This is a genomic window from Zooshikella ganghwensis DSM 15267, from assembly GCF_000428585.1.
Lineage (GTDB): Bacteria > Pseudomonadota > Gammaproteobacteria > Pseudomonadales > Zooshikellaceae > Zooshikella > Zooshikella ganghwensis.
In genome coordinates this window covers 1-22,271 of sequence record NZ_AUAF01000055.1, presented here as the reverse complement: position 1 = coordinate 22,271, position 22,271 = coordinate 1, and the positions used below count along the sequence as shown (strand labels likewise).

Below are 22,271 nucleotides of genomic sequence, written 5' to 3'. Positions count from 1 at the left end.
CCACCAGCAATTCGGTAATATTAGGTATGTTGCGCATAGCTCAAGAAGCTCTCACCTTCGATGATGTTCTATTACTTCCTGGTTATTCTGAAGTTCTGCCCAAAAATGTTTCACTGTCTACCAAGCTGACAAGGGAAATTGCGCTCAATATTCCACTACTGTCTTCTGCTATGGATACGGTTACTGAATCGCGTTTAGCTATTGCTATGGCACAAGAAGGTGGTCTGGGTATTATTCATAAAAATATGACTATTGAGCAACAGGCTAGTGAAGTACGAGCCGTTAAAAAATACGAAAGTGGTGTTGTAAAAGACCCCATTACTATTAATGCCGATGCAACCGTTGAATCCTTATTACGTATTACTCGCCAAAATAATATTTCTGGTGTGCCAGTCATGGAAAAAGGGGAGCTGGTAGGCATTGTTACCAGTCGAGATGTACGCTTTGAAACAAATGCACAGAAAAAAGTAGCTGAGGTTATGACGCCTAAGAGCAAACTGGTCACTGTGCAAGAAGGTGCAACACCTGAAGAGGTGAGAGGGCTGTTGCATCAACACCGGATTGAAAAAGTGCTGGTGGTTGATGAGCAGTTTAAGCTGGTCGGCATGATGACCGTTAAAGATATTCAAAAAGCCCAAGACTATCCCCGTGCCTGTAAAGACCAGCAGGGGCAACTGCGGGTTGGTGCTGCAGTGGGTACTGGTGCTGAAACTGAAGAACGAGTAACGGCGCTGGTGGCTGCGGGTGTCGATGTGATTGTGGTTGATACCGCCCATGGTCATTCAAAAGGCGTATTGGATCGAGTCCGCTGGGTGAAGGACAACTTTCCACATGTTCAGGTGATTGGCGGTAATATCGCGACAGCTGCGGCTGCCACTGCACTGGCTGATGCTGGGGCTGATGCGGTAAAAGTGGGTATCGGACCTGGCTCTATTTGTACCACTCGTATTGTGACGGGTATTGGTGTACCGCAGATTACGGCGATTGCAGAAGTCGTTGCTGCATTAAAGGGAACAGGTGTTCCTGTGATTGCTGATGGAGGCATTCGTTTTTCCGGAGATTTTGCCAAAGCGATTGCAGCGGGTGCTCATGCTGTAATGATGGGGAGTATGTTTGCTGGTACCGAAGAGGCTCCTGGTGAAGTTGAGTTGTACCAGGGGCGGAGCTACAAAGCTTATCGTGGCATGGGGTCTCTGGGTGCGATGGCTCAGTCATCTGGTTCCAGTGATCGCTATTTTCAGGATGCAGAGTCTGGTATTGAGAAGCTGGTACCTGAAGGAATTGAAGGACGGGTGCCGTATAAAGGACCTATTTCCGCCATTATTCATCAATTAATGGGAGGCTTGCGTGCTTCAATGGGCTATACCGGTAGCCCCGATATTGAGACAATGCGAACCCAACCAGAGTTTGTCAGGGTAACGGCTGCAGGGATGAAAGAAAGTCATGTACATGATGTGAGTATCACTAAAGAAGCGCCCAATTACCGAGTGGGCTAACACATACTCAAGCACGGGGCTGAATATCAGCCCCGTTTGCTATAGACCTTTTAATAACGGGAAAGTGTAAGGCTGGTTGGCTTCTATGTAGAAAGTCGAAGTCATGATAAGTACACCATGTGTTGTGAAAAAGGCGCATAGCAAAAAAAACAGTATTTTATTTAGTTACAGTAGAGAACACCTATGTCAATGGATATCCACGCTCAACGTATTCTTATTTTGGATTTCGGCTCACAGTACACGCAACTAATTGCACGACGGGTGCGTGAAATTGGTGTGTATTGTGAGATTTATCCTTATGATGTTGATGCGGCAGACATTCAAGCATTTTCACCAAAAGCTATTATTTTAGCGGGTGGGCCTGAGTCTGTTACAGGGGATGATACACCGCGTGCACCACAAGTTGTGTTTGATCTTGGTGTGCCACTATTGGGCATTTGTTATGGCATGCAAACCATGGCCGAGCAGTTTGGTGGCAAGGTAAGCACTTCAGATCACCAAGAGTTTGGTTATGCCGAGGTGAACTTAACCAACAAATGTCGGCTATTCGAAGGCATTGAAGATCATATTAAGGAAGATGGCACACTCTCGCTGGATGTTTGGATGAGCCATGGTGATAAAGTCTCTGCGTTACCAGAAGGTTTTACGCTAGTGGCAGCCACTGAAAGCTGCCCAATTGCAGCCATGGCGAATGATGAAAAAGCCTATTATGGTGTGCAGTTTCACCCTGAAGTTACCCATACTAAGCAGGGTAAGCGTATTCTTGAGCGTTTTGTGCGTAGTATTGCGCAGTGTGAGGCACTGTGGACATCGACCAATATTGTGGATGATGCCATTGCACGTATTCGTGAGCAGGTGGGTAATGAGAAAGTACTGTTAGGGCTTTCTGGTGGGGTAGACTCCTCCGTTGTCGCAGCATTATTACATAAAGCTATTGGCGATCAGTTAACCTGTGTATTTGTGGATAATGGCTTATTGCGCCTTCAGGAAGGTGATCAGGTGATGGCCATGTTTGCAGAAAACATGGGGATTAAAGTTATTCGTGCGAATGCTGAGCAACTGTTTTTATCTAAATTGACTGGCGTAGCGGATCCTGAACAAAAAAGAAAAATTATCGGAAATACCTTTATTGAAGTATTTGATCAGGAAGCAACAAAATTAACCAACGTTAAATTCCTTGCGCAAGGGACCATTTATCCTGATGTTATTGAGTCGGCAGGTGCTAAAACAGGAAAAGCCCATGTGATTAAATCCCACCACAATGTGGGGGGCTTACCTGAAGATATGCAGTTCGAACTGGTCGAGCCATTGCGTGAGCTATTTAAAGATGAAGTTCGGCAGATTGGCTTGGAACTGGGTTTACCTTATGACATGGTTTATCGTCATCCATTTCCTGGGCCAGGTCTTGGTGTGAGAATTCTGGGAGAAGTGAAAAAAGAATACGCTGATTTATTGCGAAAAGCTGATGCTATTTTTATTCACGAATTACATAAGGCTGATTTATACCATAAAGTCAGTCAGGCATTTGCGGTATTTTTGCCAGTAAAATCTGTTGGGGTGGTAGGTGATGGGCGACGCTATGAGTATGTTATTGCGTTGCGAGCAGTGGAAACCATTGATTTTATGACAGCCCGTTGGGCACATTTACCCTATGACTTTTTGGAGCGGGTTTCCAATCGGATTATTAATGAAATTAGTGGTGTTTCCCGAGTTACTTACGATGTTTCGAGTAAGCCTCCTGCAACGATTGAGTGGGAGTAACAAGTAGCCAGCCTGATGGCTGGCCTGTTTAGTATAAATATACCCTTGACGGCCCAGCTAGATTAAAAAGCTGTTGATGCTATCGCTAGTCTTAACAGACCAGACTAGCCCCACTAAAAACCCTTCGTTTTGGATATATTTACCATAGAAAAAACTAATCATTTGCATTTATATAATTAGTTTTATAACTTTCTATCTATCGATTACACTGTTTTCATCCTCTAACAAAAAACTTTACCGGAAAACTGATTTTAAGGAGATGACAATGGTTGATGTTCATACCCCTAACCTCGGTATCAGTGAAGAGGCTCGGAGCCAGATTGCTGATGGATTAAGTAAACTATTAGCCGATAGTTATACTTTATATCTTTTAACTCATAATTTTCATTGGAATGTGACAGGTCCTAGCTTTCGAGATCTGCACTTATTATTTGAAGAGCAATATACTGAGTTGGCCAATGCCGTAGATGAAATTGCAGAAAGAATACGAACACTAGGCTTTCCTGCACCAGGGACATTTAAAGCGTTTGCCAAGTTGTCCAGTATTGAGCAGCCTGATGATGTTCCTGCCGCTCAAGATATGTTGCGTATTTTGGCTGAAGCTAATGAGTCAGTTGTGCGTATTGCGCGTAGTGTTTTACCTATTGCACAAGACGCTAATGATGAGTCCTCAGCAGGGTTGATTTCTGATAGAATGCGTTTACATGAAAAAAATGCGTGGATGCTACGTAGCATGTTATAAATTGCGCTATGCGCTTTGAGATACCCTGAGTGATGTATAGACTTTATTTTAGATATACAACACTCGTTAAAGGGTAAAAAAATAATGCCCACACTATGTGGGCATTATTTTATACTAATCTGTTAACGTAGAAGGTATGAATCAACGGTTAGAGTTGTTTTAATCGTTTAACTTTGTATAAGTCGTCAGGAGTGAATGATGCAGTCATTGACTCAATGGGTAGTATATCTTGCAGTTAGTCTGATATTGAGTGGCTGTCAGCTATTACAAATCAAGCCTGTTGAATTTACTGAAACAGATGTTGTAGATGTTGATTATCGAACCACCTTTACTAAGTCCGGATGGGCTCCTTTGAGTAACGGTCTCTATCGTCATAAAAAAGGGGCGGAAAATGGTGAGGATTTGGTGGTGCGTATTTCCAGTCAGCGAGTGCTAGCTGATGTTAATAATGATGGGCATCTGGATATTGTCGCTATATTAATCACTGATCCAGGTGGTATAGGCTATTATCGTGAACTTTCGGTAGTACTTGGTGGCGAAGAAAGAAAAGCGCTTTCTGCCGTCAATTTAGGAGATCGTACTAAGGTGCAAAGTGTGGCAGTGGAGAACCAGCAAATTCTGGTATCTGTGCTGCAACATGATGAAGAAGATCGTATTTGTTGTCCATCTCAAAGTAAGCAGTTGATTTATACCATCGTCAATGATGAGTTACAGGCAGTAACTGAATGATCTGTTCATTTTGAGCGTCTTGAGTATAATGCCTCTAGTTTAATTCGGGTGAACTTACCAAGAACGCTTGATTTAGCCATTAACAAGAATTTGATCAACGCAGTTTTAAGCGGTTTGCGAATATATTATCCATAATCTTTAACTTCAGTTGTTATGGAGCATTTGAAGGTTATGGTTAACAGATATCTGATTAGCTGGTGTTGACCAGCAATACAGTGGAACCGAAGCTTCAGTCTGTTGCTCAGATGGTTGCAGTGTCATGATCACTGAACCACGCGAACAGCTTTTGGCTGCTAAGGGTGAAAAAAACCCTAGCAACAAAGGTTAGTAAACTCATGGAATCAGCATATATTAACAGCGCCTGGTCGCTACTTGTTCCAGTCGTTGCCATTGGTTTAGCCGTTATTACACGGCAGGTACTACTTTCTTTGGGGGCGGGTGTAATTGTTGGTGCATTGCTACTGACTAATTTTGACCCACTGGCAGCTGTAATACACATTGCCGAGGCATTTAAAGGCGTATTTTGGGAAGATGGTGTGCCTAATAGCTGGGTATTTTGGCAAGAGGGAGGCCCAAACACCTGGAATATTTATATTCTGTTGTTCTTGGTAGTACTGGGCATTATCACCAGCTTTATCAGCCTGATGGGGGGCAGCAATGCATTTGCTGAGTGGGCTAGGCAGCGGGTAAAGACGCAGCAAGGTTCTCAGCTGATGACCTTTTGCTTGGGTATCTTTATCTTTATTGATGACTACTTTAATAGCTTGGCTGTGGGAAATATATGTCGCCCCATTACTGATCGACAACAAATATCTCGGGCAAAGCTTGCGTATATGATTGACTCAACGGCAGCCCCTGTGTGTGTTTTAACACCCATATCCAGTTGGGGTGCCTATATCATCGCATTAATTGGTGGGTTATTAGTGGCCCATGAAGTGACAGGCTATACTGCACTTTCCGCCTTTATTACCATTGTTCCCATGAACCTGTACCCGTTGTTTGCATTGCTAATGGTGCTAGCGGTAATTTTGCTCAAGTTGGATATTGGACCCATGCGGCAGCATACCGAAAATGCGCTTAATGGACAGCTATTTTCTACTGAGCGAGGCACACCACCAGGTTCAATTGAGTTGCAAACGGATCGTCAAGGTAAAGTCATTGACTTGGTTTTACCTGTAGTCGTTTTGATTGCTGCCACTATTTACTTTATGGTTTCAACAGGTGCAGAAGCGTTAGCAAAAGATGGTAAGCCTTTCAGTATTTTAGGGGCTTTTGAACTGACTGATGTTGCCAAGTCCCTGGTGTATGGTGGTCTGGGCGGCCTAGCTGTTTCCGTCGTACTCTCTGTGTTTAGAAGTCTCTCTATTGGCGATTATGCAAAAGGACTGTTAAATGGCCTGAAGGCAATGCTGCCGGCGATTTATATTCTGGTTTTTGCCTGGATGTTGACTGGCATTATTGGAGAGCTGGAAACTGGTAAATACCTTGCTGGCTTGGTAAAAGATGTACTTAACCTTGCGTATTTGCCTCTAATCTTATTTATTGTTTCTGGCATTATGGCTTTTGCTACCGGCACAAGCTGGGGAACATTTGGGATTATGCTACCTATTGCTGGTGATATGGCGGGTGCAACGGAAATTAGCATGATGTTGCCAATGTTTGCTGCAGTATTAGCCGGTTCAGTGTTTGGTGATCATTGTTCACCGATTTCAGACACTACTATCCTTTCATCAACAGGCGCTTCTTGCCATCATATTGACCATGTGGTGACCCAACTGCCTTATGCGCTAGTGACAGCATTTGTTGCTGCTGTTGGCTTTTTGGTATTAGGCTTTACGGACTCAACATTAATGGCTTTAATGTCTTCTTTTATAGTCTTTGCCATTGCTGTTGGGATAATGAAAGTGATCTCCAATAAAGGCTAGTAAAGCAGCGTTAAAAGTTGAGTTGTTACAAAAAAAAGCAGGCTAAAAGCCTGCTTTTTTATTTTTCAGTGGTAGTCGTTTATTGTACGTGGAGTAGAAAATTGTTTTACCAGGGAATTACTTGGCCATCCCAAGCTAAGAATTTGCCTGTATCTTCAGGCGTGAGCTGGCTAATAACAGATAGCAGATAACCAGCGGTTTGCGTGGCAGAAAATAACTTATGGGGAGCAATATTGTGCTGGAAAGGCGCTGATAGTTCTGTTGCTGTTGAGCCTGGATGCAATGCAACACATACATTATGTTTATTTCGTCGGCTCCACTCTATTGCTATGTTTTTGATCGCCATGTTGTGAGCCGCTTTGCTCACTCGATAACTGTACCAGCCACCTAAGCGGTTATCAGAAATACTACCTACTCGTGCAGAGAGGCTTGCAAAAACAGTATGAGTCTGACGAGCTAGCAGGGCCTCACTATACTTCGCAAGTAATAATACACCCAGTGTATGTAGGGTTAAACTGGACTGGAGTAACGCTGGAGAGACTTCTGCCAGTTTTTTCTCTGGAAAAAAACCAGCACTTTCATTATGAAGAAAGCCTGCACAATTAATAATGAGTGAGAGTGGCTGGCAATTGAGCTGTTGTTTTATATGGTTAAGACTTTTTTGGACACTATGCTCGTCAGTAAGGTCAATCTGTATGGGGTGTAAACGAGAGGGATTGTTGACGGTTAAATCGTTTAGGTTACGCGCTTCAGACGGAGAGCGACAGCCGGCAAAGACTTGATTAATGCATGGTTCTTGCAAAAGTTGCTTAATGAAGGCTAGCCCAATACCTCGGCTTGCCCCCACAATAAATGCATTAATCGGTGACGTAAAACAGTTGAGGTAAAGGGCTTTGGAGCCATTCATTGTCAATGTTAGTTTTGCTGTTTAGCCAACATTAAAAACTCTTGTCGGGTAGCTTGAGATTTGCGCATATCACCTAGCATGACAGATGTGCTCATAACGGAGTTTTGTTTTTCAACACCACGCATCATCATGCACATGTGTTTGGCTTCGATAATAACCCCGACACCTCGGGCGCCTGTGACGCTTTCAACGGCTTTGGCTATTTGCGATGTCAGGTTTTCCTGAATTTGTAAACGACGGGCAAACATATCCACTACACGGGCAATTTTAGAAAGACCAATAACTTTTCCTGCAGGCAAATAAGCTACATGACACTTGCCAATAAAAGGCAGTAAATGGTGCTCACATAAAGAATAAAGTTCTATATTTTTTACCAGCACCATTTCTTCATTGTCAGACTCAAAAATTGCACCATTGACAATGCTTTCTAAATCTTGGTGATAGCCCTGAGTCAGGAATTGCATTGCTTTCGCTGCACGTTTTGGGGTGTCCAGCAGACCTTCTCGATCGGGGTTTTCACCTAAAGACGAGATGATAGTGCGAAAGTTTTCTGCAAGAACAGTTTGAACGTTTTCGTTGCTCATAATGTGATCTCAACTATTTAATATGTCGGCCACCGTCAAGGCCGATGGTGCGCCCAGTAATGTAGCTGGAATTTAATAAAAAGCATAATGTTTCAAAAACTACTTCTGGTCCTGGCTCTATTTTCAGCAGTGATTTGTTCAGAGCATGTTGCTGGTAGTCTGGTGTGTCACCCTCGTTGAACATAATGAGAGCTGGAGCAACTGCATTTACTTTAATGTCAGGAGCATAGTTTTTGGCAAATGATCGCGTCATATTATCCATACCCGCTTTACTGGCACTATACGCAATATGGGAGTAACTACCTTTTTCAACGACACAGTCAGTGATGTGGATAATATCCGCAGCTTCAGGCTTATTAGCGACTAATAGCTTGTGGCATAGTCGGTTAATGAGATAGGGGGTTACCATATGAATTTGCGTCATTCGTTGCATAAGGTCGGCAGGGTCAATGCCTTCAGACTCTGTATGCCAGCTTGATGCGTTATGGATAATTGCACGGATCTTATCAAATCTTTGGTTAAGCGTCCGGGCAAAAGCCTCTACTCCTTCTGGTTGGCTAAAGTCTGCAGCAATACAGCTAACGCCTGCTTTATCGAGTTTTTCGAGTGTGTCTCTAGGTGTACGGTAGGAGATGACAACGGGTTGACCGATTTCAGCAAGTCTAAGCGCACAATGAAAGCCAATTCGTTGTGCTCCTCCTGTAATAACTATGGGTGATTTAGACACTTTCAGCATGACTTGGGGAGATACCTCAGCGAGTTCATGTTCTATTTATTCTTATACAAAAAAAACAAAATGTACAATATTTGATTGAGTAGTTTTGTGACTCTTCAAAGCGATACTAAATCTCAAGATAGTGGTTACAACGTTTCATAGCCTTCTACCCCAAACGGATAGTCCTAGGGAGTATGCCCGTATTTGGCAAAGGAGTGACATTCTATCTTAATGTAGGGAGAAATATGACTTATAAAAGAAAAGGGAATTCCTGCTTACAATTATCAGTAAGTAATCTCAGGTTCATAACTATTATGTCTAGCTATAAAACATTTAAGGCATATTTGGTATTAGAAATGAGTTGACAGCATTTAATAATATTCATTATTGTGCAAGGCAAACGATTGCGCAATCGTTTGCTTGATGCTTAACGAAGACAAAATACAATTACTGACAGCTGAATAGATGACGCGTATAAGGACATTAATAAATATTATATTTTTCTAAAACAGCTTTTTAAGACCAAAAGATGGATTTTTAGTGGTGCTTGCTTATTGAGCGTCGTGATAACAACAGTGGTTGTTTAAGAGCATGTATTAGCTAGACGTTATTTATTTTTCTGTGAAAAAAACAACATAATTATATGCTAAGAGATGGATTCTATGAAACGAGGTCGACTGCTTAATTCAGAGTTATCATACTGTGTGGCTAAGTTAGGCCATAATGATATGTTGGCTATTGCTGACAGTGGCTTACCGATACCTGGTACAACGCCGCGAATTGATCTGGCGCTTTGTCCTGGAACGCCATCTTTTCTCGAAACATGCACCACAGTTTTCAGTGAAGTACAAGTAGAATCGTTAATTGTTGCGGAAGAATTTGCGACTAAAAGTCCAACACTGTATGAATCATTTATACAACTAGTGAAAACTCAGGAAGCAACGCAAGGCCATCCTATTAATATTTCTTATGTTTCTCATGAATTATTTAAAGCGAATACTCATGGTGCTGCTGCCGTAGTTCGTACTGGTGAGTTTACACCCTATGCTAATGTTATAATTAAAGCAGGTGTCGTATTTTAGTGAGGGTCAGATGCCAGAAACAATACTACAAATGCAGTCTATAAATAAGTCTTTTCCCGGGGTACGTGCACTCCATGAAGTCAGTCTGAATGTTTACCAGGGACGTGTAATGGCTTTGGTAGGAGAAAATGGTGCTGGTAAATCTACCCTGATGAAAGTATTAACGGGTATTTATCAAGCTGACTCAGGCAACATTTGTTACCAGGGAAAAAACTGTGTATTTTCCTCTCCGAAAGAATCTCAAGATGAAGGTATTAGTATAATTCATCAAGAATTAAATTTACTACCAGAGCTGTCAGTAGCTGAGAATATCTTTTTAGGACGGGAATTTACTCGTTGGTCGGGACGAATTAACTGGCCAAAGATGAAGCAGGAAGCTCACTATTTATTGCAGCGACTTGGCTTATCACTGGATCCTGCTAGGCTGGTTGGACGCTTGAATATTGGTACGCAGCAAATGGTTGAAATTGCTAAAGCGCTTGCGGTAAATGCCAAGGTTATTATTATGGATGAGCCGACGGATGCATTAACAGATACTGAGTCGCAAAGTTTATTCCGGATCATTCGTGAGTTAAGGGCAGCAGGTTGCGGCATTGTTTATATCTCCCACCGTTTAGCAGAAATATTTACGGTATGTGATGATATTACGGTATTAAGAGATGGTGAGTTTATTAAAGAGGTACCTGCAAAAGATACCCATGAGGACGAAATTATTGAGTGGATGGTGGGCCGTAAACTAACAGAACAGTATCCGCGGGAACCTGGCAGTGGTGAACAACAAACACTCATGGTGGTTAATGATGTCAGTGGTCCAGGTGTTAAGCATGCTTCTTTTGAGCTACATAAAGGAGAAATTCTTGGCGTAGCCGGGTTAATGGGTGCTGGGCGCACAGAATTAATGAAGATTATTTATGGTGCAAATCCAATATCACAAGGGACGATTACGCTTAATGGACAGGATTTAAACTGTAGCAGTCCGCAGCAAGCACTTAAGGCAGGTATTGCCTATATTTCTGAGGACCGCAAAGGTGAGGGACTCGTGACGGAGCTTTCTGTTGGGGAAAATATGGTGCTTAGTGCTCTTAAATCATTTTCTCGTCAAATAGGAGTGATCAATAAAACTAAAGAACAAGAGGCGATCACTCAGTTTATCCAGAGGCTTCAGGTAAAAACACCATCAGCACATCAATTAATAAAGTATTTATCAGGTGGAAATCAACAAAAAGTCGCTATTGCTAAAGGGTTGCTCACCTTTCCTAACGTACTCATTTTGGATGAGCCTACGCGTGGTATTGATGTCGGAGCCAAAAAAGAAATATACCTATTGATTAATGAATTAAAACGCAGTGGGATGGGAATTATTCTTGTTTCGTCGGATATGCCTGAGATTCTAGGAATGAGTGACCGAATTTTGGTCATGTATTCGGGGCGTTTAGTGGGTGAGTTTGAAAGCCAAAATGCGAATCAGGAACTTATTATGCGCTATGCAGTAGGCAGGACCACTGAAGAGGAGTATGTATGAATAGCCCTGTACAGTCGACTAAAAAAAGCTCAACTGAACATTGGGTTCAGTGGTTTTCTGTTGAGAATTTAATTCGTCATAAATCATTTTTAGCTTTACTTATTTTGGTGGCGATAGTTTCGTTGTTTAATCCGCAATTTCTTGCTGTTGATAATTTGCTCAATATTTTACGACAAACATCAATCAATGCCATTATTGCCGTTGGTATGACGTTGGTAATTTTGACGGCGGGGATTGATTTAAGTGTAGGTTCAGTATTGGCATTATCTGGAGCTATTTGTGCCAGTTTAATTGGTTATGAGGTACCCGTCATCGCAGCTGTTTTCATTACGCTATTAATGGGTAGTCTAATGGGGGCCTGCAGTGGTGTTGTTATCGCCAAAGGTAAGGTACAACCTTTTATTGCCACACTAGTGGCAATGACATTATTTCGTGGTGTGACCATGGTTTTTACTGATGGTCGACCTATTTCGACAGGGCTTCATCATACCGCTGATCAATTTGCCTGGTTAGGAACAGGTTATGTGCTTGGCATCCCTGTACCTGTGTATTTAATGGCAATCGTTTTTGGCGGTGGTTATTTTATTTTACACCATACTCGACTAGGGCGTTATATTTATGCGCTGGGAGGTAATGAGAGTGCCACACGCCTATCGGGTATTAATGTCGATAATATTAAGCTGATTGTATACAGCTTATGCGGTATGCTAGCGGCGCTGGCAGGGATAATTGCAACCGCTCGTTTGGCTTCTGCACAGCCTACAGCAGGTGCAGGCTATGAGCTTGATGCAATTGCCGCCGTTGTGTTAGGCGGTACTAGTTTAGCCGGTGGTAAAGGACGCATAGTAGGTACATTAATTGGTGCATTAATTATTGGTATTTTAAATAATGCGCTTAATCTATTAGATGTATCGTCTTACTATCAGATGATTGCTAAAGCAACGGTGATTCTGTTAGCAGTATTGGTTGATACACGTAGTAAATAAAATGGACAGTAGGAGGAAATAATGAAAAAAATAATAATGCTAATGACCGGTTTTTTATTAGCGATTGGGTTAATGGGTTGTGATAAAAAAGAGGAAAAGGCCACAGCAGAACTGCAAAAAGAAAAGCCAACATTGGCGCTGGTTATTTCCACATTGAATAATCCATTTTTCGTAACATTAAAAGATGGTGCTGAACAAAAAGCCAAAGCATTAGGTTATGAACTGTTGGTTTTAGACTCTCAAAATGACCCAGCTAAAGAATTGGCCAATGTAGAAGATCTTACGGTAAAAAAAGTCTCAGCTATTTTGATTAACCCTACTGATTCTTCAGCTGTGGTTAATGCTATTCGTATGGCTAACCAAGCAAAAATCCCTGTTATCACACTCGATCGTGGTGCAAATGGTGGGGAGGTTTCATCTCATGTTGCTTCTGACAATGTTGCTGGCGGTGAGTTAGCTGGTAACTATATTGCTGAAAAATTAGGGGCTGGTGCTAAAGTCATTCAACTACAGGGTATACCTGGAACTTCTGCAGCAAGGGATAGAGGTGAAGGTTTTGCTAAAGCAGCTGAAGCGAAGCACTTGGCTGTTGTAGCCAGTCAACCTGCAGATTTTGATAGAACCAAAAGCTTGAATGTCATGGAAAACTTATTGGAAGCCAATAAAGATGTGCAAGCTGTATTTGCTCAAAATGATGAAATGGCATTAGGCGCAATTAAAGCTATCGAGGCTGCTCAACGTGATGTATTAGTTGTGGGATTTGATGGTACGGATGAAGGTGTTAATGCGGTTAAATCTGGTTCGTTGGCAGGTACCGTAGCACAACAACCAGCTTTAATTGGTGAAAAAGGTATTGAGGTAGCTGCAAAAGTACTGAAAGGTGAAGCTGTTGAGTCTTCTATTTCAGTACCACTGAAGATGATTACATTGTAAAACGATGTATATAAAAGCCTGGTTAAGCCAGGCTTTTTACATTAAAGCGTATAGTTATACTGACCCAAGTGTGCTGATTTAGGAGTAAGTCATGGCCAATACCTTATGGGTGTTAGGCAGTGTGAATGCTGACCATATGTTGCAAGTGCCTTATTTTCCCAAACCAGGAGAAACCCTAACGGGTGACCATTATCAGTTAACAGGTGGTGGTAAAGGTGCAAATCAGGCAGTTGCTGCAGCTCGTTTGAAGGGTAATGTCGCCTTTGTCGCTTGTGTAGGGGACGATGCGGTTGGACATCAGTTTTGTCAAGATTTTCATGCGGATGGCATTGATACCAAAAGAGTGGCGGTTATTAAAAATGCACCTACAGGTACAGCGTTAATACTCGTCAATAATGAAGGCGAAAATTGTATTGCACTTAATTCTGGCGCGAACACTGAATTAACACCTTCGCGGATTATGCCCTGGCTTGCAGAATTAAAAGCTGTTCATACCTTATTAATGCAACTGGAAACACCTCTGGATACTGTTACTTTAGCCGCGAAGTCTGCAAGGGATAAGGGAGTCAATGTCATCTTGAACCCAGCTCCCGCACAACCATTAAGTGATGAGCTTTTGTCTGTGGTTGATATTATTACACCTAATGAAACTGAAGCATCTCTTTTAACGGGGGTGACTGTAAGTGATATCGATTCTGCAAAAAAAGCAGCAGAAGTACTTCATAGCAAAGGCGTTGCAAAGGTTTTAATCACTCTGGGTAAAGCGGGTGTATTACTGAGTGATGCTGGTGAGCAACACCACTTTCCAGGATTTGAAGTTGAAGCAATCGATACAACGGCTGCAGGTGATACATTCAATGGGGCTTTAGCGGTGGCACTGACAGAAGGTCAATCCATGCCAGAGGCTATTCACTTGGCCCAGGCTGCGGCGGCAATCAGTGTGACACGGTTAGGAGCACAGAGTGCAATACCTAAACGAGCAGAGGTAGAGCTTTACTGTAAACAGTAAATAGCTTGACAAAGGCCACTCATTTCATGGCAACGATAAAAGATGTAGCAAAACTGGCGGGTGTTTCGACAACAACAGTCTCTCATGTGCTGAATAACACTCGCTTTGTTGCAAAAGAGACTCAGGAGCGGGTGTATGCGGCCGTTCAGTCATTGAACTATGCGCCTAGCGCTGTTGCTCGAAGTTTAAAAGTCAATCAAACACGGACCTTGGGACTACTTGTCACTTCCAGCTCAAATCCTTTTTTTGCTGAAGTTGTTCAGGGGGTTGAAGCTGAGTGTTTTAAAGAAGGCTACTCTCTTTTGCTGTGCACTATTGAGGGAGACCGTCAAAAACTTCGCCACTATTTGACAACACTTGTCGCCAAACGCATTGATGGCTTGTTGATAATGTGTACGGAGTATGATCCTTTATTATTTTCACTGCTAGAGTCGTATGAGTCTTTGCCTCAGGTTATTATGGATTGGGGACCTAGCAATGAGTTTATGGATAAAATACAGGACAACTCTGCACAAGGTGGGTACCTTGCCACGCAGTATTTGATTGATCAGGGGCATACTGACATTGGTTGTGTTACAGGACCCATGGAAAAATTGCCCAGTCAACAGCGATTTGCAGGTTTTCAAAGCGCTATGGATAAAGCGAAGCTTCCTATTAATCCTAATTGGGTTATTGCGGGAGATTTTGAGGCGATTAGTGGTGAGCAAGCATTTAATATTATTTGGTCATCAGCCAAGCGTCCTACTGCGATGTTTGTAGGAAATGATGTTATGGCGATGGGCATGATATGTGCTGCTTATAAGCAAGGGGTTAGGGTACCTGAAACGTTATCTGTTATTGGTTATGATGATATTCCCATGGCAGAATACTTTATCCCCCCGCTCACTAGTATTTCTCAACCCAAACGTGATTTGGGCAAACTGGCTGTAACCACAATAGTGGATAAGATCAAACGTAAACGAAAAAAAGGAAAAACATTATTGTTAGAACCAAGCCTGTCAATTCGGTATTCCGTTAGCAGAAGAAAATAAATTTTTCTTGGAAGCTATTTCTCCTTCAATAAAGCCTGTTTCTTTACCCATTATTATCCAAAACGGCATCATTGTAGCAGGTGATTTTTACATAAGACTGCTTAGGTAAACCTGTTTGTCATGATGTGAAAATGACCTTAAGTGCTAACAGTAATAAAATACAGCCCATGAAACGGTCTAGCCAAACAGCATTTTTATTAAGTTTGTTTAATACCGTAGGCTTAGAAAGCAACATGGCAATGGTTGAGTACCATAATCCGTCTACTAAAAAAGGGATAATAACAAGCAGTGCTTTTGTAATAAAGGAAGCATCGGGCGAAACAAACTGACTAAATAAAGCTATAAACCAAAGTGCAATTTTGGGGTTTAGAAAAACTATCAAAAAACCATCGCGTATGCCTTCTTTTACAGATAAATGTTTTTTCGCGTTGGTATCATCAATACTCTTTCCTTTAGAACATAAACTTTTGAATCCTAGCCAAGCTAAATAGAGTGCACCAAGGTACATTAATAGATTAAACGCGAGAGGAAACTGCTTGATTATTAATGAAAGACCGAGCACTGTAAACAATGCATACATTGCTAACCCTGAAGCATGAGACCAGGCTGTCATTAATCCATGTGAACGCCCACCGTTCATTGTATGCTTCATCACTACAGCAAGACTAGGGCCTGGTGACATCGCGCCAAGCAAACAAACAAGAAGTACTGAAGTCAGGATGGTTAATGTCATATTTTTAACTACAAGTTACTGATTCGATAGTCTGGAGAAATGTACTCTAATTCTCATATATACCCACAGCGAATGATTTTTAGGGGCGGTGGTCAAGAGCGATGACAACAAACCCTAAAATTGATTTGCGAAGGGTATAGAGAAGTGCTTATCTTACAGCCTCAATTTAAGAAAGTAACGTTAGGAAATTTAATTGCTACATAAGGTTGCTGATACCCTCCACGGTAAGTGGAATTAAACTCTTCCTGGGTTGTCATGAAAGCTACACAGGTTTGTAAATGGCAGGTAAAACTTGAATCAAACCATTTTTAGCAATACGCTAGATTCCGGGTGATTCATTTATTGAGCTATTGACTACATGAAGTTTTCTAAACAGAGCTTAGAAGAGCAAGCGGTTGAGTACCTTCGGGAAAAAATTATTTCTGGAGTCTATGGGGTTGGTGAAAAGCTGGTTGAGAGCACGCTTTCCAAAGATTTAGAGCTGTCCCGTACGACCATTAGAATGGCGTTGAATACGCTAGCTAATGAGGGGTTAGTCATCCAAAAACCTTATGCTGGCTGGCGTGTTGTCTCTTTCTCTGAAGACGATCTTTGGGAGATTTATCATTTGCGTGTGGCTTTCGAAAGCCAGGCTGCGGAGATGCTGGCGGAGCGAATAACGGATGAAAAGCGAGAAAAGTTAAAAGCATTCTTTGAGCAATACGTTGCGCTATGTGAATCTGATAATGTTTGTTTGAATGACATATGCCAGTTTGACTTAAAGCTACACCAGCTTATTGTGGTGCTTAGTGGGAGTCAAAGGCTTGCTCGTATGTACAATAGCGTACTAAATCAATTACTGATGTTTATACACATGACTCATTTAGATTTTGATGCGAAGGAAAGTGCTAATAGTCATACGTCACTTGTGGAGGCTATCTGCCAAGGTCAGCCAGCATTGGCAGGAAAGTTAGCAAAAGAAAATATTACTACCTTTACTGAATTAGGTAAAAAGTTAAAAGAAAGTCGAAAATAAAAAAGCCGAGATTTTAATCTCGGCTTAACTGGTTGTGTGAAAGCTTTTAAGCTAGCTTTCAGTTGCAACAGTAGCTGCAGGGATTGCAACATCATCTTTGGGGATAATATCTGACTCCTGCATTATTTGCTCTGCTGTTTGTAGTCCATAATCTGTTTTTAGCCAATTGATGAAGCCATACACCATGTAACACAGAATAAATGTGAGTGGTATCGAGGTCACGATGGCGCAGGTTTTTATGGTATTTAAAGGCGCATTTATAAACAGCATAGCCAGTGGTACTGCGGCTAGTAAAATACACCAAAACAGTCTGTGCATGGGTGATGGGTCTTCTCCAGCTTTTAGTCCAGGGGTCACAGTTGCGGCCATGGTAAAAGCAGCTGAATCAAGAGTTGTTGCTAAGAACAAAATTGAGATTGCAGCAAATAGAATGATGAATATGGTACTCATTGGTAAAGTATTGAGAAGCTGAACAATCGCTGGGTTACCTTGGCCTGCTGCAACAAGTCCGGCAACATCGACGGCATTTGTAATATTCGCATGTTGCGAAAAATTACCGATGATACCAAAGAAGAAGAAGCAACCTGCACTACCACTTACCAGCATATTACTTATGACTGCGCGTATGGTACGACCTTTGGACACTTTGGTGACAAATAAGCCGACAAAGGGTGTATAGGTAATCCAGTATAGCCAGTAGAAAATGGTCCAACCTTCTGGGAAGCCACCGTTATCAACAGGGTCTGTCCACAGGCTCATCTTAATAAAGTTTTGGAACATAGTGCCTAGGCCATTCACTGTTGATTTTGTAATGTACAGCGTTGGTCCAATTAAAAAGACGGCCAGACAAAATCCAATTGCCAAGTAAGTATTCATACTGCTAATACGTGCCATCCCTTTACTAATGCCTACATAAGAACTTAGGGAAAAGACTGCAGAAATAAGCAGGATGATTGATAAGTTCATCCCAAAGCTTGGTTGAATACCCATGATTGAGGCAAGGATTTCTGCCACCATAGGTACTGAAACCCCTAAGGTGATTGAAAGGCCGCCAAAACAGGTAAAAATGAAGATGGTGTCAATAACGCGACAGGTGCTACGCCACAAGGGAGTTGATTCCTTCTTGCCGCGGACAGCAGAACAGACTGCAGATAAGCTTAAACCAGGGTTTTTACGTACATGGAAATGGTAAGCAACAGGCAGTGCAGCTATGCAGTAAGTTGACCAGGCACTGACCCCCCAATGAAATAGGTTATAAGCAGTACTGATTTCATAGGCTGCGGTGGTTCCAGCATCAACACCTAAGGGTGGGGCGTTGAAGTAGTATGCCCACTCAGCAAACGCCCAATAAACAGTGGCTGAGCCTAAACCTGCACAAATCATCATAGCCACCCAACTAAATGTTGAGTAGTCGGGTGTGCCTTCACCTAGTTTGATATTGCCATATTTACTAAAGGCAAGTAGCACAAGAAATATGACAGCACCGAATACAGCCAGTAATACCGGCGTGCCAAAGATGGCTGTCAGTAGGTTAAACAAGTAGTTTGCACCAGCTTTACCGGCTTCAGGAAACATTGTCAGGCTAATAACAATGATGCCAACGGTGATAAGGCTAGTCGTGAGTAGAAATGAGTCTAATTTTTTTGTCGTTTTCATCGGTATCTCCTTTGTGCATTCCTTATGTTTGTCGTGAAGGAATGCACAATTGAAAGGATTACATCACCTGATATCTTTTTATAATCTGTTCATTTAGCGCGATGCCCAGCCCTGGGCGGTCAGGAACTTCCAAATAACCTTGGTCGAAACGTATCGGATCAATGACAAGTCCATTGTCATTGGCTAACAGGCTTGGACTTTCTGAGTACTCCATCAGGGTGCCATGCTCTGTTGCAGCAAGAAAATGTACTGATGCTGCAAGCAGGATTCCTGTACTGAAGCCATGTGGAATCAGATGCACCCCATATAACTGCGCTAAATCATTTATTTTGCGCATTTCAGTGATACCACCGCAGCGGGTAATATCTGGTTGCACAATATCGGGCTGGTGAAACTCAAGAAAATCTTTAAATTCATAACGGGTTGTGAGCGCTTCACCTCCCGCAATTTTTTGCGGCACTTGGCTAGCAAGCTTTTGATAGCCGTAGCGGTCATCGGCTAATAAGGGCTCTTCAATCCAATTCAGATTGAATGGTTCAAGTCGCTTGCACATGGCAAGTGTATGGCCGGCGGTTTTCCAACGAGTCGCTAAATCAATTTGCAACTCAATATCACTCCCAACAGCCTCACGGATACTTTTCACGGTTTGATAATCTGTATCAGGATGATTACCCAAAATACCACCACCAAACTTAATACTGGTAAACCCTTTTTTTACCAGATTTTGCGCAAAATTAATATTTTCTTGAGCACAGTCAACAGGAATAAAGGTGCCATAGGCTTTTATTTTATTTCGATATTTTCCTCCTAAAAGTGTATGTAATGGAACGTCATAAAATTGTGCGGCGATATCCCAAAGTGCAATATCAATTGCACTAATAGCATGAATCCCTGCACCACGACGTCCAACATAGTTGGATGACCAGTACATTTTTTGCCACAAACGCTCTATTTCAAGAGGGTTTTCGCCAATTAATAAGGCTTTTAATCCGTTGCAATAGAGGTTTGAATTGGGGGCTTCAATAAGGGCTTTTATAACCATGGGTGAGCTATCTGCTTCTCCCAAGCCAGTAATGCCTTTATCGGTATGGACACGTACAACCAATGCATCTTCACCCCATTCACATTCCTCATCTATTGCAGGTATGCGTAGGTGAATAACTTCAACATTGGTAATTTTCATAGTTAAACCTCTCAATTTTGAAAGGGTTATTTAGGTGCAATATTTAATAATTTTTCTACACGCTGATCCTTTTGGTACAACGTGCAATAGGCATAACCAATTTCTTCAATCGCGGTAGGTTCGCCGTTTATAACGGTATTTAATGTATTAATTATTTTTTCTGAAACAGCCTCGATACTGTCTGTGCCGGACATAATGCCAGTTGCATCGATATCAATATCTTCATTAATTAATGAGGGGTTGCCACTTACGCGTATTACAGGAACGATAGGGTTGTTAAAACCTGCACCGCCCGTTGTCCATAAAATTACCTGGCAGCCTAAGGCCGCAAAATGCATCCCGGCACCACCACATAGCATGGTTGTTTCAGAAAGATATAAACCTGGTTGTTTACGTTTATCTAACTGTTGAGCATTTATTTTTAAAATATCTTGTATCGGACGTGACCCTGTCTTAGCCAGTGCCCCTAAAGATTTTTCTTCTAAAGTTGTTAAGCCACCGATACTGTTACCAATACTCATTGTTTCCAGGTCAGTACCTGCAACATGCCAGCGTTTCTCTTCATCTTGAATTAATTGCTCAATGTTATCGGCAACTTGATCATTAACAGCTCGCTGTCTTAAAACATCTTCACAACCTAACAGCTCAAGAAGCTCACCAGCAACGGCACAAGCACCAAAGTCAATCAGCTTATCAACGGCTCGGCCAACGCTTGGGTTTGAGGCTATTCCTGACGTGGTATCAGAGCCACCACATTTAACGCCAACGAACAGCTCACTGATGGGTACCTCAACGCGCTTAACACGATTAATTTCATCCGCAATCGCCTGGGCTTTTTCGGTACCTTGACGAATCGTCGTGCGAGTCCCTTGGGATTTGATGCAGGTAAGAGACTCAACAGGTTTGCCACAGGCAGCAATAGGGGCTGTGATAATGGTTGGGTTTATACTGCCACACCCCATGTTGATCACTAGCGCGCCGCCTACGTTTGGATTGCAGGCTGCATTAATGAGGGTTGAGATCATTTCCTCATTACCACCATACATACAGGTGTTGTAGTTGGTGAGAACAACACTATTTTTTACTTTATCGCTGATTGCTCTAGCGATGCCTTCAGCGCATTCATCAACGGCAATAATTAACAGCAGATTGCGAATACCTACAGCGCCATTTGGGCGTAAATACCCTTGGAAATGCTTCATACATCCTCCTGAATATTCATTTGCTGGATAATCTGCTGAATGATTGCGTCAGGTATATCTAGCTTTAGGCTTCGGACATTGTGCACATGAACCATTTGTCCAATAGCAATGGGCTTGATTGATTTGCCTATGGAAAAGCTGCCTTTTATAACGGTTTGCCCTTGTTGCATGGGCTGCCAGGCAACTTTATTGCCGAATGGAATATCTTGTAGCAGGGTAATAACACCCTCTAACTCATTGCTAGCAGAAATAACATGGATCTGTTCGCCTTTTTGAACATCAGCCAGCAGGGTTGCCACATTATCTGCAGCATTCAGGCGGATTGCTTTATTCATATCTAAGACTCATGTTAGTTTGTGTTTAGAATACTGTAGATTGTATGACAATAAACATACTCCGTCATATGAAAAAAACAGTGATCTAAGTCAAGAATGAGTAAAGGAGCCTTAGAGCAAGAAGCGTTGAAAAAAGTGAGGAGTAGTGTACTAGTCAGAAAAGCGTCCTTGCGAGTCAGCAAATAAATTAGAATGCAGATGAAAGTAAAAGATGCTATGGGAAAAAAAATTTAGTCTGTGAGATTGAGTTTTAATATTATTTTTGTGGAGCAAAAACTATCGTTCTATATATTTTAAAAAAATTTAAATAGGCGATAAGCTGTAAATAAAGGGGTAAAAATGATGAGGTTATGTTTGATTAAAAAATAAATGTCTAGAGAAATTAGACCGGCAGTGAAATAAAAAGCAAAAATTAGCAGTATACACTCAAAGAATCGCGTATCCATGGTTATATCTATTTAGTGAATTAGCAAAAGTAATTATTATGGCTCTATATGGATTCCTAGGGGGTTATATCAATAGCTCTATTAGATCATTAAGTAAGCTTTTTCCTCGGCACTTTATATTGTACACAAACTCAAATAATGCTAAATAAAAAGGTAGTTTTTCTTGAGAAATACCTCGATGAGGTCTTAACCATGAGCGTAGTAATGACCAACAACCTTCAATGGTGTTAACATGTACTTCGTGAAAACCATCCCCATCTTCATCACGAGCATACTCCC

General features: G+C 41.9%; 20 protein-coding genes and 1 pseudogene. 12 read left to right on the top strand and 9 right to left on the bottom strand.

Features of this window, described 5'->3' with window-relative positions; all coding sequences use genetic code 11:
- Window positions 1-26: 26 nt before the first annotated feature.
- The 5 genes from guaB (at window position 27) to F607_RS0113230 (ending at window position 6,653) form a co-directional block, all read left to right on the top strand.
- Window positions 27-1,496 carry an IMP dehydrogenase gene (guaB, locus tag F607_RS0113250; RefSeq protein ID WP_027708474.1) on the top strand — a complete coding sequence of 490 codons (1,470 nt, stop codon included), beginning with the start codon at window positions 27-29 and terminating at the stop codon, window positions 1,494-1,496.
- A gap of 183 nt (window positions 1,497-1,679) precedes the next feature.
- Entirely contained in the window at window positions 1,680-3,257 is a 1,578-nt protein-coding gene (guaA, locus tag F607_RS0113245; RefSeq protein ID WP_027708473.1) for a glutamine-hydrolyzing GMP synthase, read from the top strand.
- 265 nt (window positions 3,258-3,522) lie between these two features.
- Window positions 3,523-3,999 (top strand): Dps family protein, encoded by a 477-nt coding sequence (locus F607_RS0113240; RefSeq protein WP_211233640.1) that lies wholly within the window; start codon window positions 3,523-3,525, stop codon window positions 3,997-3,999.
- Between the two features lie 195 nt (window positions 4,000-4,194).
- Complete coding sequence (locus F607_RS0113235; protein WP_157365467.1) at window positions 4,195-4,728, top strand: hypothetical protein; 534 nt, start codon at window positions 4,195-4,197, stop codon at window positions 4,726-4,728.
- A 335-nt stretch (window positions 4,729-5,063) separates the two neighbouring features.
- The gene (locus F607_RS0113230; protein WP_027708470.1) at window positions 5,064-6,653 is read left to right on the top strand and encodes a Na+/H+ antiporter NhaC family protein; all 1,590 of its coding nucleotides are present in this window, start codon (window positions 5,064-5,066) and stop codon (window positions 6,651-6,653) included.
- Between the two features lie 106 nt (window positions 6,654-6,759).
- Here the strand turns inward: F607_RS0113230 and F607_RS0113225 are convergent, their stop codons facing one another.
- From F607_RS0113225 to folM, 3 genes are read right to left on the bottom strand one after another with little or no spacing between them, the layout of a single operon-like run.
- Window positions 6,760-7,560 carry an SDR family NAD(P)-dependent oxidoreductase gene (locus F607_RS0113225; protein WP_051311459.1) on the bottom strand — a complete coding sequence of 267 codons (801 nt, stop codon included), beginning with the start codon at window positions 7,558-7,560 and terminating at the stop codon, window positions 6,760-6,762.
- Between the two features lie 8 nt (window positions 7,561-7,568).
- On the bottom strand, window positions 7,569-8,144 hold the full coding sequence (folE, locus tag F607_RS0113220) for a GTP cyclohydrolase I FolE (RefSeq protein WP_038291287.1): 576 nt from the start codon (window positions 8,142-8,144) through the stop codon (window positions 7,569-7,571).
- A 13-nt stretch (window positions 8,145-8,157) separates the two neighbouring features.
- Window positions 8,158-8,880 carry a dihydromonapterin reductase gene (folM, locus tag F607_RS0113215; protein WP_027708467.1) on the bottom strand — a complete coding sequence of 241 codons (723 nt, stop codon included), beginning with the start codon at window positions 8,878-8,880 and terminating at the stop codon, window positions 8,158-8,160.
- Window positions 8,881-9,521: 641 nt separating this feature from the next.
- Between folM and rbsD the strand changes: the two genes are divergently transcribed.
- The 6 genes from rbsD (at window position 9,522) to F607_RS0113185 (ending at window position 15,422) form a co-directional block, all read left to right on the top strand.
- Window positions 9,522-9,941 carry a D-ribose pyranase gene (rbsD, locus tag F607_RS0113210; protein WP_027708466.1) on the top strand — a complete coding sequence of 140 codons (420 nt, stop codon included), beginning with the start codon at window positions 9,522-9,524 and terminating at the stop codon, window positions 9,939-9,941.
- A gap of 10 nt (window positions 9,942-9,951) precedes the next feature.
- Entirely contained in the window at window positions 9,952-11,463 is a 1,512-nt protein-coding gene (gene rbsA, locus F607_RS0113205; protein WP_027708465.1) for a ribose ABC transporter ATP-binding protein RbsA, read from the top strand.
- Window positions 11,460-12,449, top strand: a complete 990-nt coding sequence (gene rbsC / locus F607_RS0113200) for a ribose ABC transporter permease (protein ID WP_027708464.1) — start codon at window positions 11,460-11,462, stop codon at window positions 12,447-12,449. The genes rbsA and rbsC overlap by 4 nt, the downstream gene beginning before the upstream one ends.
- Window positions 12,450-12,470: 21 nt before the next feature.
- Window positions 12,471-13,382: a ribose ABC transporter substrate-binding protein RbsB gene (gene rbsB / locus F607_RS0113195; RefSeq protein WP_027708463.1), complete on the top strand. Its 912-nt coding sequence runs from the start codon at window positions 12,471-12,473 to the stop codon at window positions 13,380-13,382.
- Between the two features lie 91 nt (window positions 13,383-13,473).
- Window positions 13,474-14,391, top strand: coding sequence for a ribokinase (gene rbsK / locus F607_RS0113190; protein ID WP_027708462.1), 918 nt, complete (start codon window positions 13,474-13,476; stop codon window positions 14,389-14,391).
- A gap of 26 nt (window positions 14,392-14,417) precedes the next feature.
- Window positions 14,418-15,422 (top strand): substrate-binding domain-containing protein, encoded by a 1,005-nt coding sequence (locus F607_RS0113185; RefSeq protein WP_027708461.1) that lies wholly within the window; start codon window positions 14,418-14,420, stop codon window positions 15,420-15,422.
- Window positions 15,423-15,540: 118 nt separating this feature from the next.
- Here F607_RS0113185 and F607_RS0113180 read toward each other — a convergent pair whose 3' ends face one another.
- The gene (locus F607_RS0113180; RefSeq protein ID WP_027708460.1) at window positions 15,541-16,155 is read right to left on the bottom strand and encodes a LysE family translocator; all 615 of its coding nucleotides are present in this window, start codon (window positions 16,153-16,155) and stop codon (window positions 15,541-15,543) included.
- Between the two features lie 358 nt (window positions 16,156-16,513).
- Here F607_RS0113180 and F607_RS0113175 point away from each other — a divergent pair, with 358 nt between their 5' ends.
- The gene (locus F607_RS0113175) at window positions 16,514-17,170 is read left to right on the top strand and encodes a GntR family transcriptional regulator (RefSeq protein ID WP_027708459.1); all 657 of its coding nucleotides are present in this window, start codon (window positions 16,514-16,516) and stop codon (window positions 17,168-17,170) included.
- A 51-nt stretch (window positions 17,171-17,221) separates the two neighbouring features.
- Here F607_RS0113175 and F607_RS29630 read toward each other — a convergent pair whose 3' ends face one another.
- The 5 genes and pseudogenes from F607_RS29630 to F607_RS34650 form a co-directional block, all read right to left on the bottom strand.
- Complete coding sequence (locus F607_RS29630) at window positions 17,222-18,826, bottom strand: BCCT family transporter (RefSeq protein WP_051311458.1); 1,605 nt, start codon at window positions 18,824-18,826, stop codon at window positions 17,222-17,224.
- Window positions 18,827-18,884: 58 nt separating this feature from the next.
- On the bottom strand, window positions 18,885-20,009 hold the full coding sequence (locus tag F607_RS0113165) for a mandelate racemase/muconate lactonizing enzyme family protein (protein ID WP_027708458.1): 1,125 nt from the start codon (window positions 20,007-20,009) through the stop codon (window positions 18,885-18,887).
- 26 nt (window positions 20,010-20,035) lie between these two features.
- The gene (locus F607_RS0113160) at window positions 20,036-21,211 is read right to left on the bottom strand and encodes a UxaA family hydrolase (RefSeq protein WP_027708457.1); all 1,176 of its coding nucleotides are present in this window, start codon (window positions 21,209-21,211) and stop codon (window positions 20,036-20,038) included.
- Complete coding sequence (locus F607_RS0113155; RefSeq protein ID WP_027708456.1) at window positions 21,208-21,546, bottom strand: UxaA family hydrolase; 339 nt, start codon at window positions 21,544-21,546, stop codon at window positions 21,208-21,210. The genes F607_RS0113160 and F607_RS0113155 overlap by 4 nt, the downstream gene beginning before the upstream one ends.
- Before the next feature lie 510 nt (window positions 21,547-22,056).
- A pseudogene (locus F607_RS34650) lies at window positions 22,057-22,271 on the bottom strand (IS1595 family transposase); the annotation flags it as partial.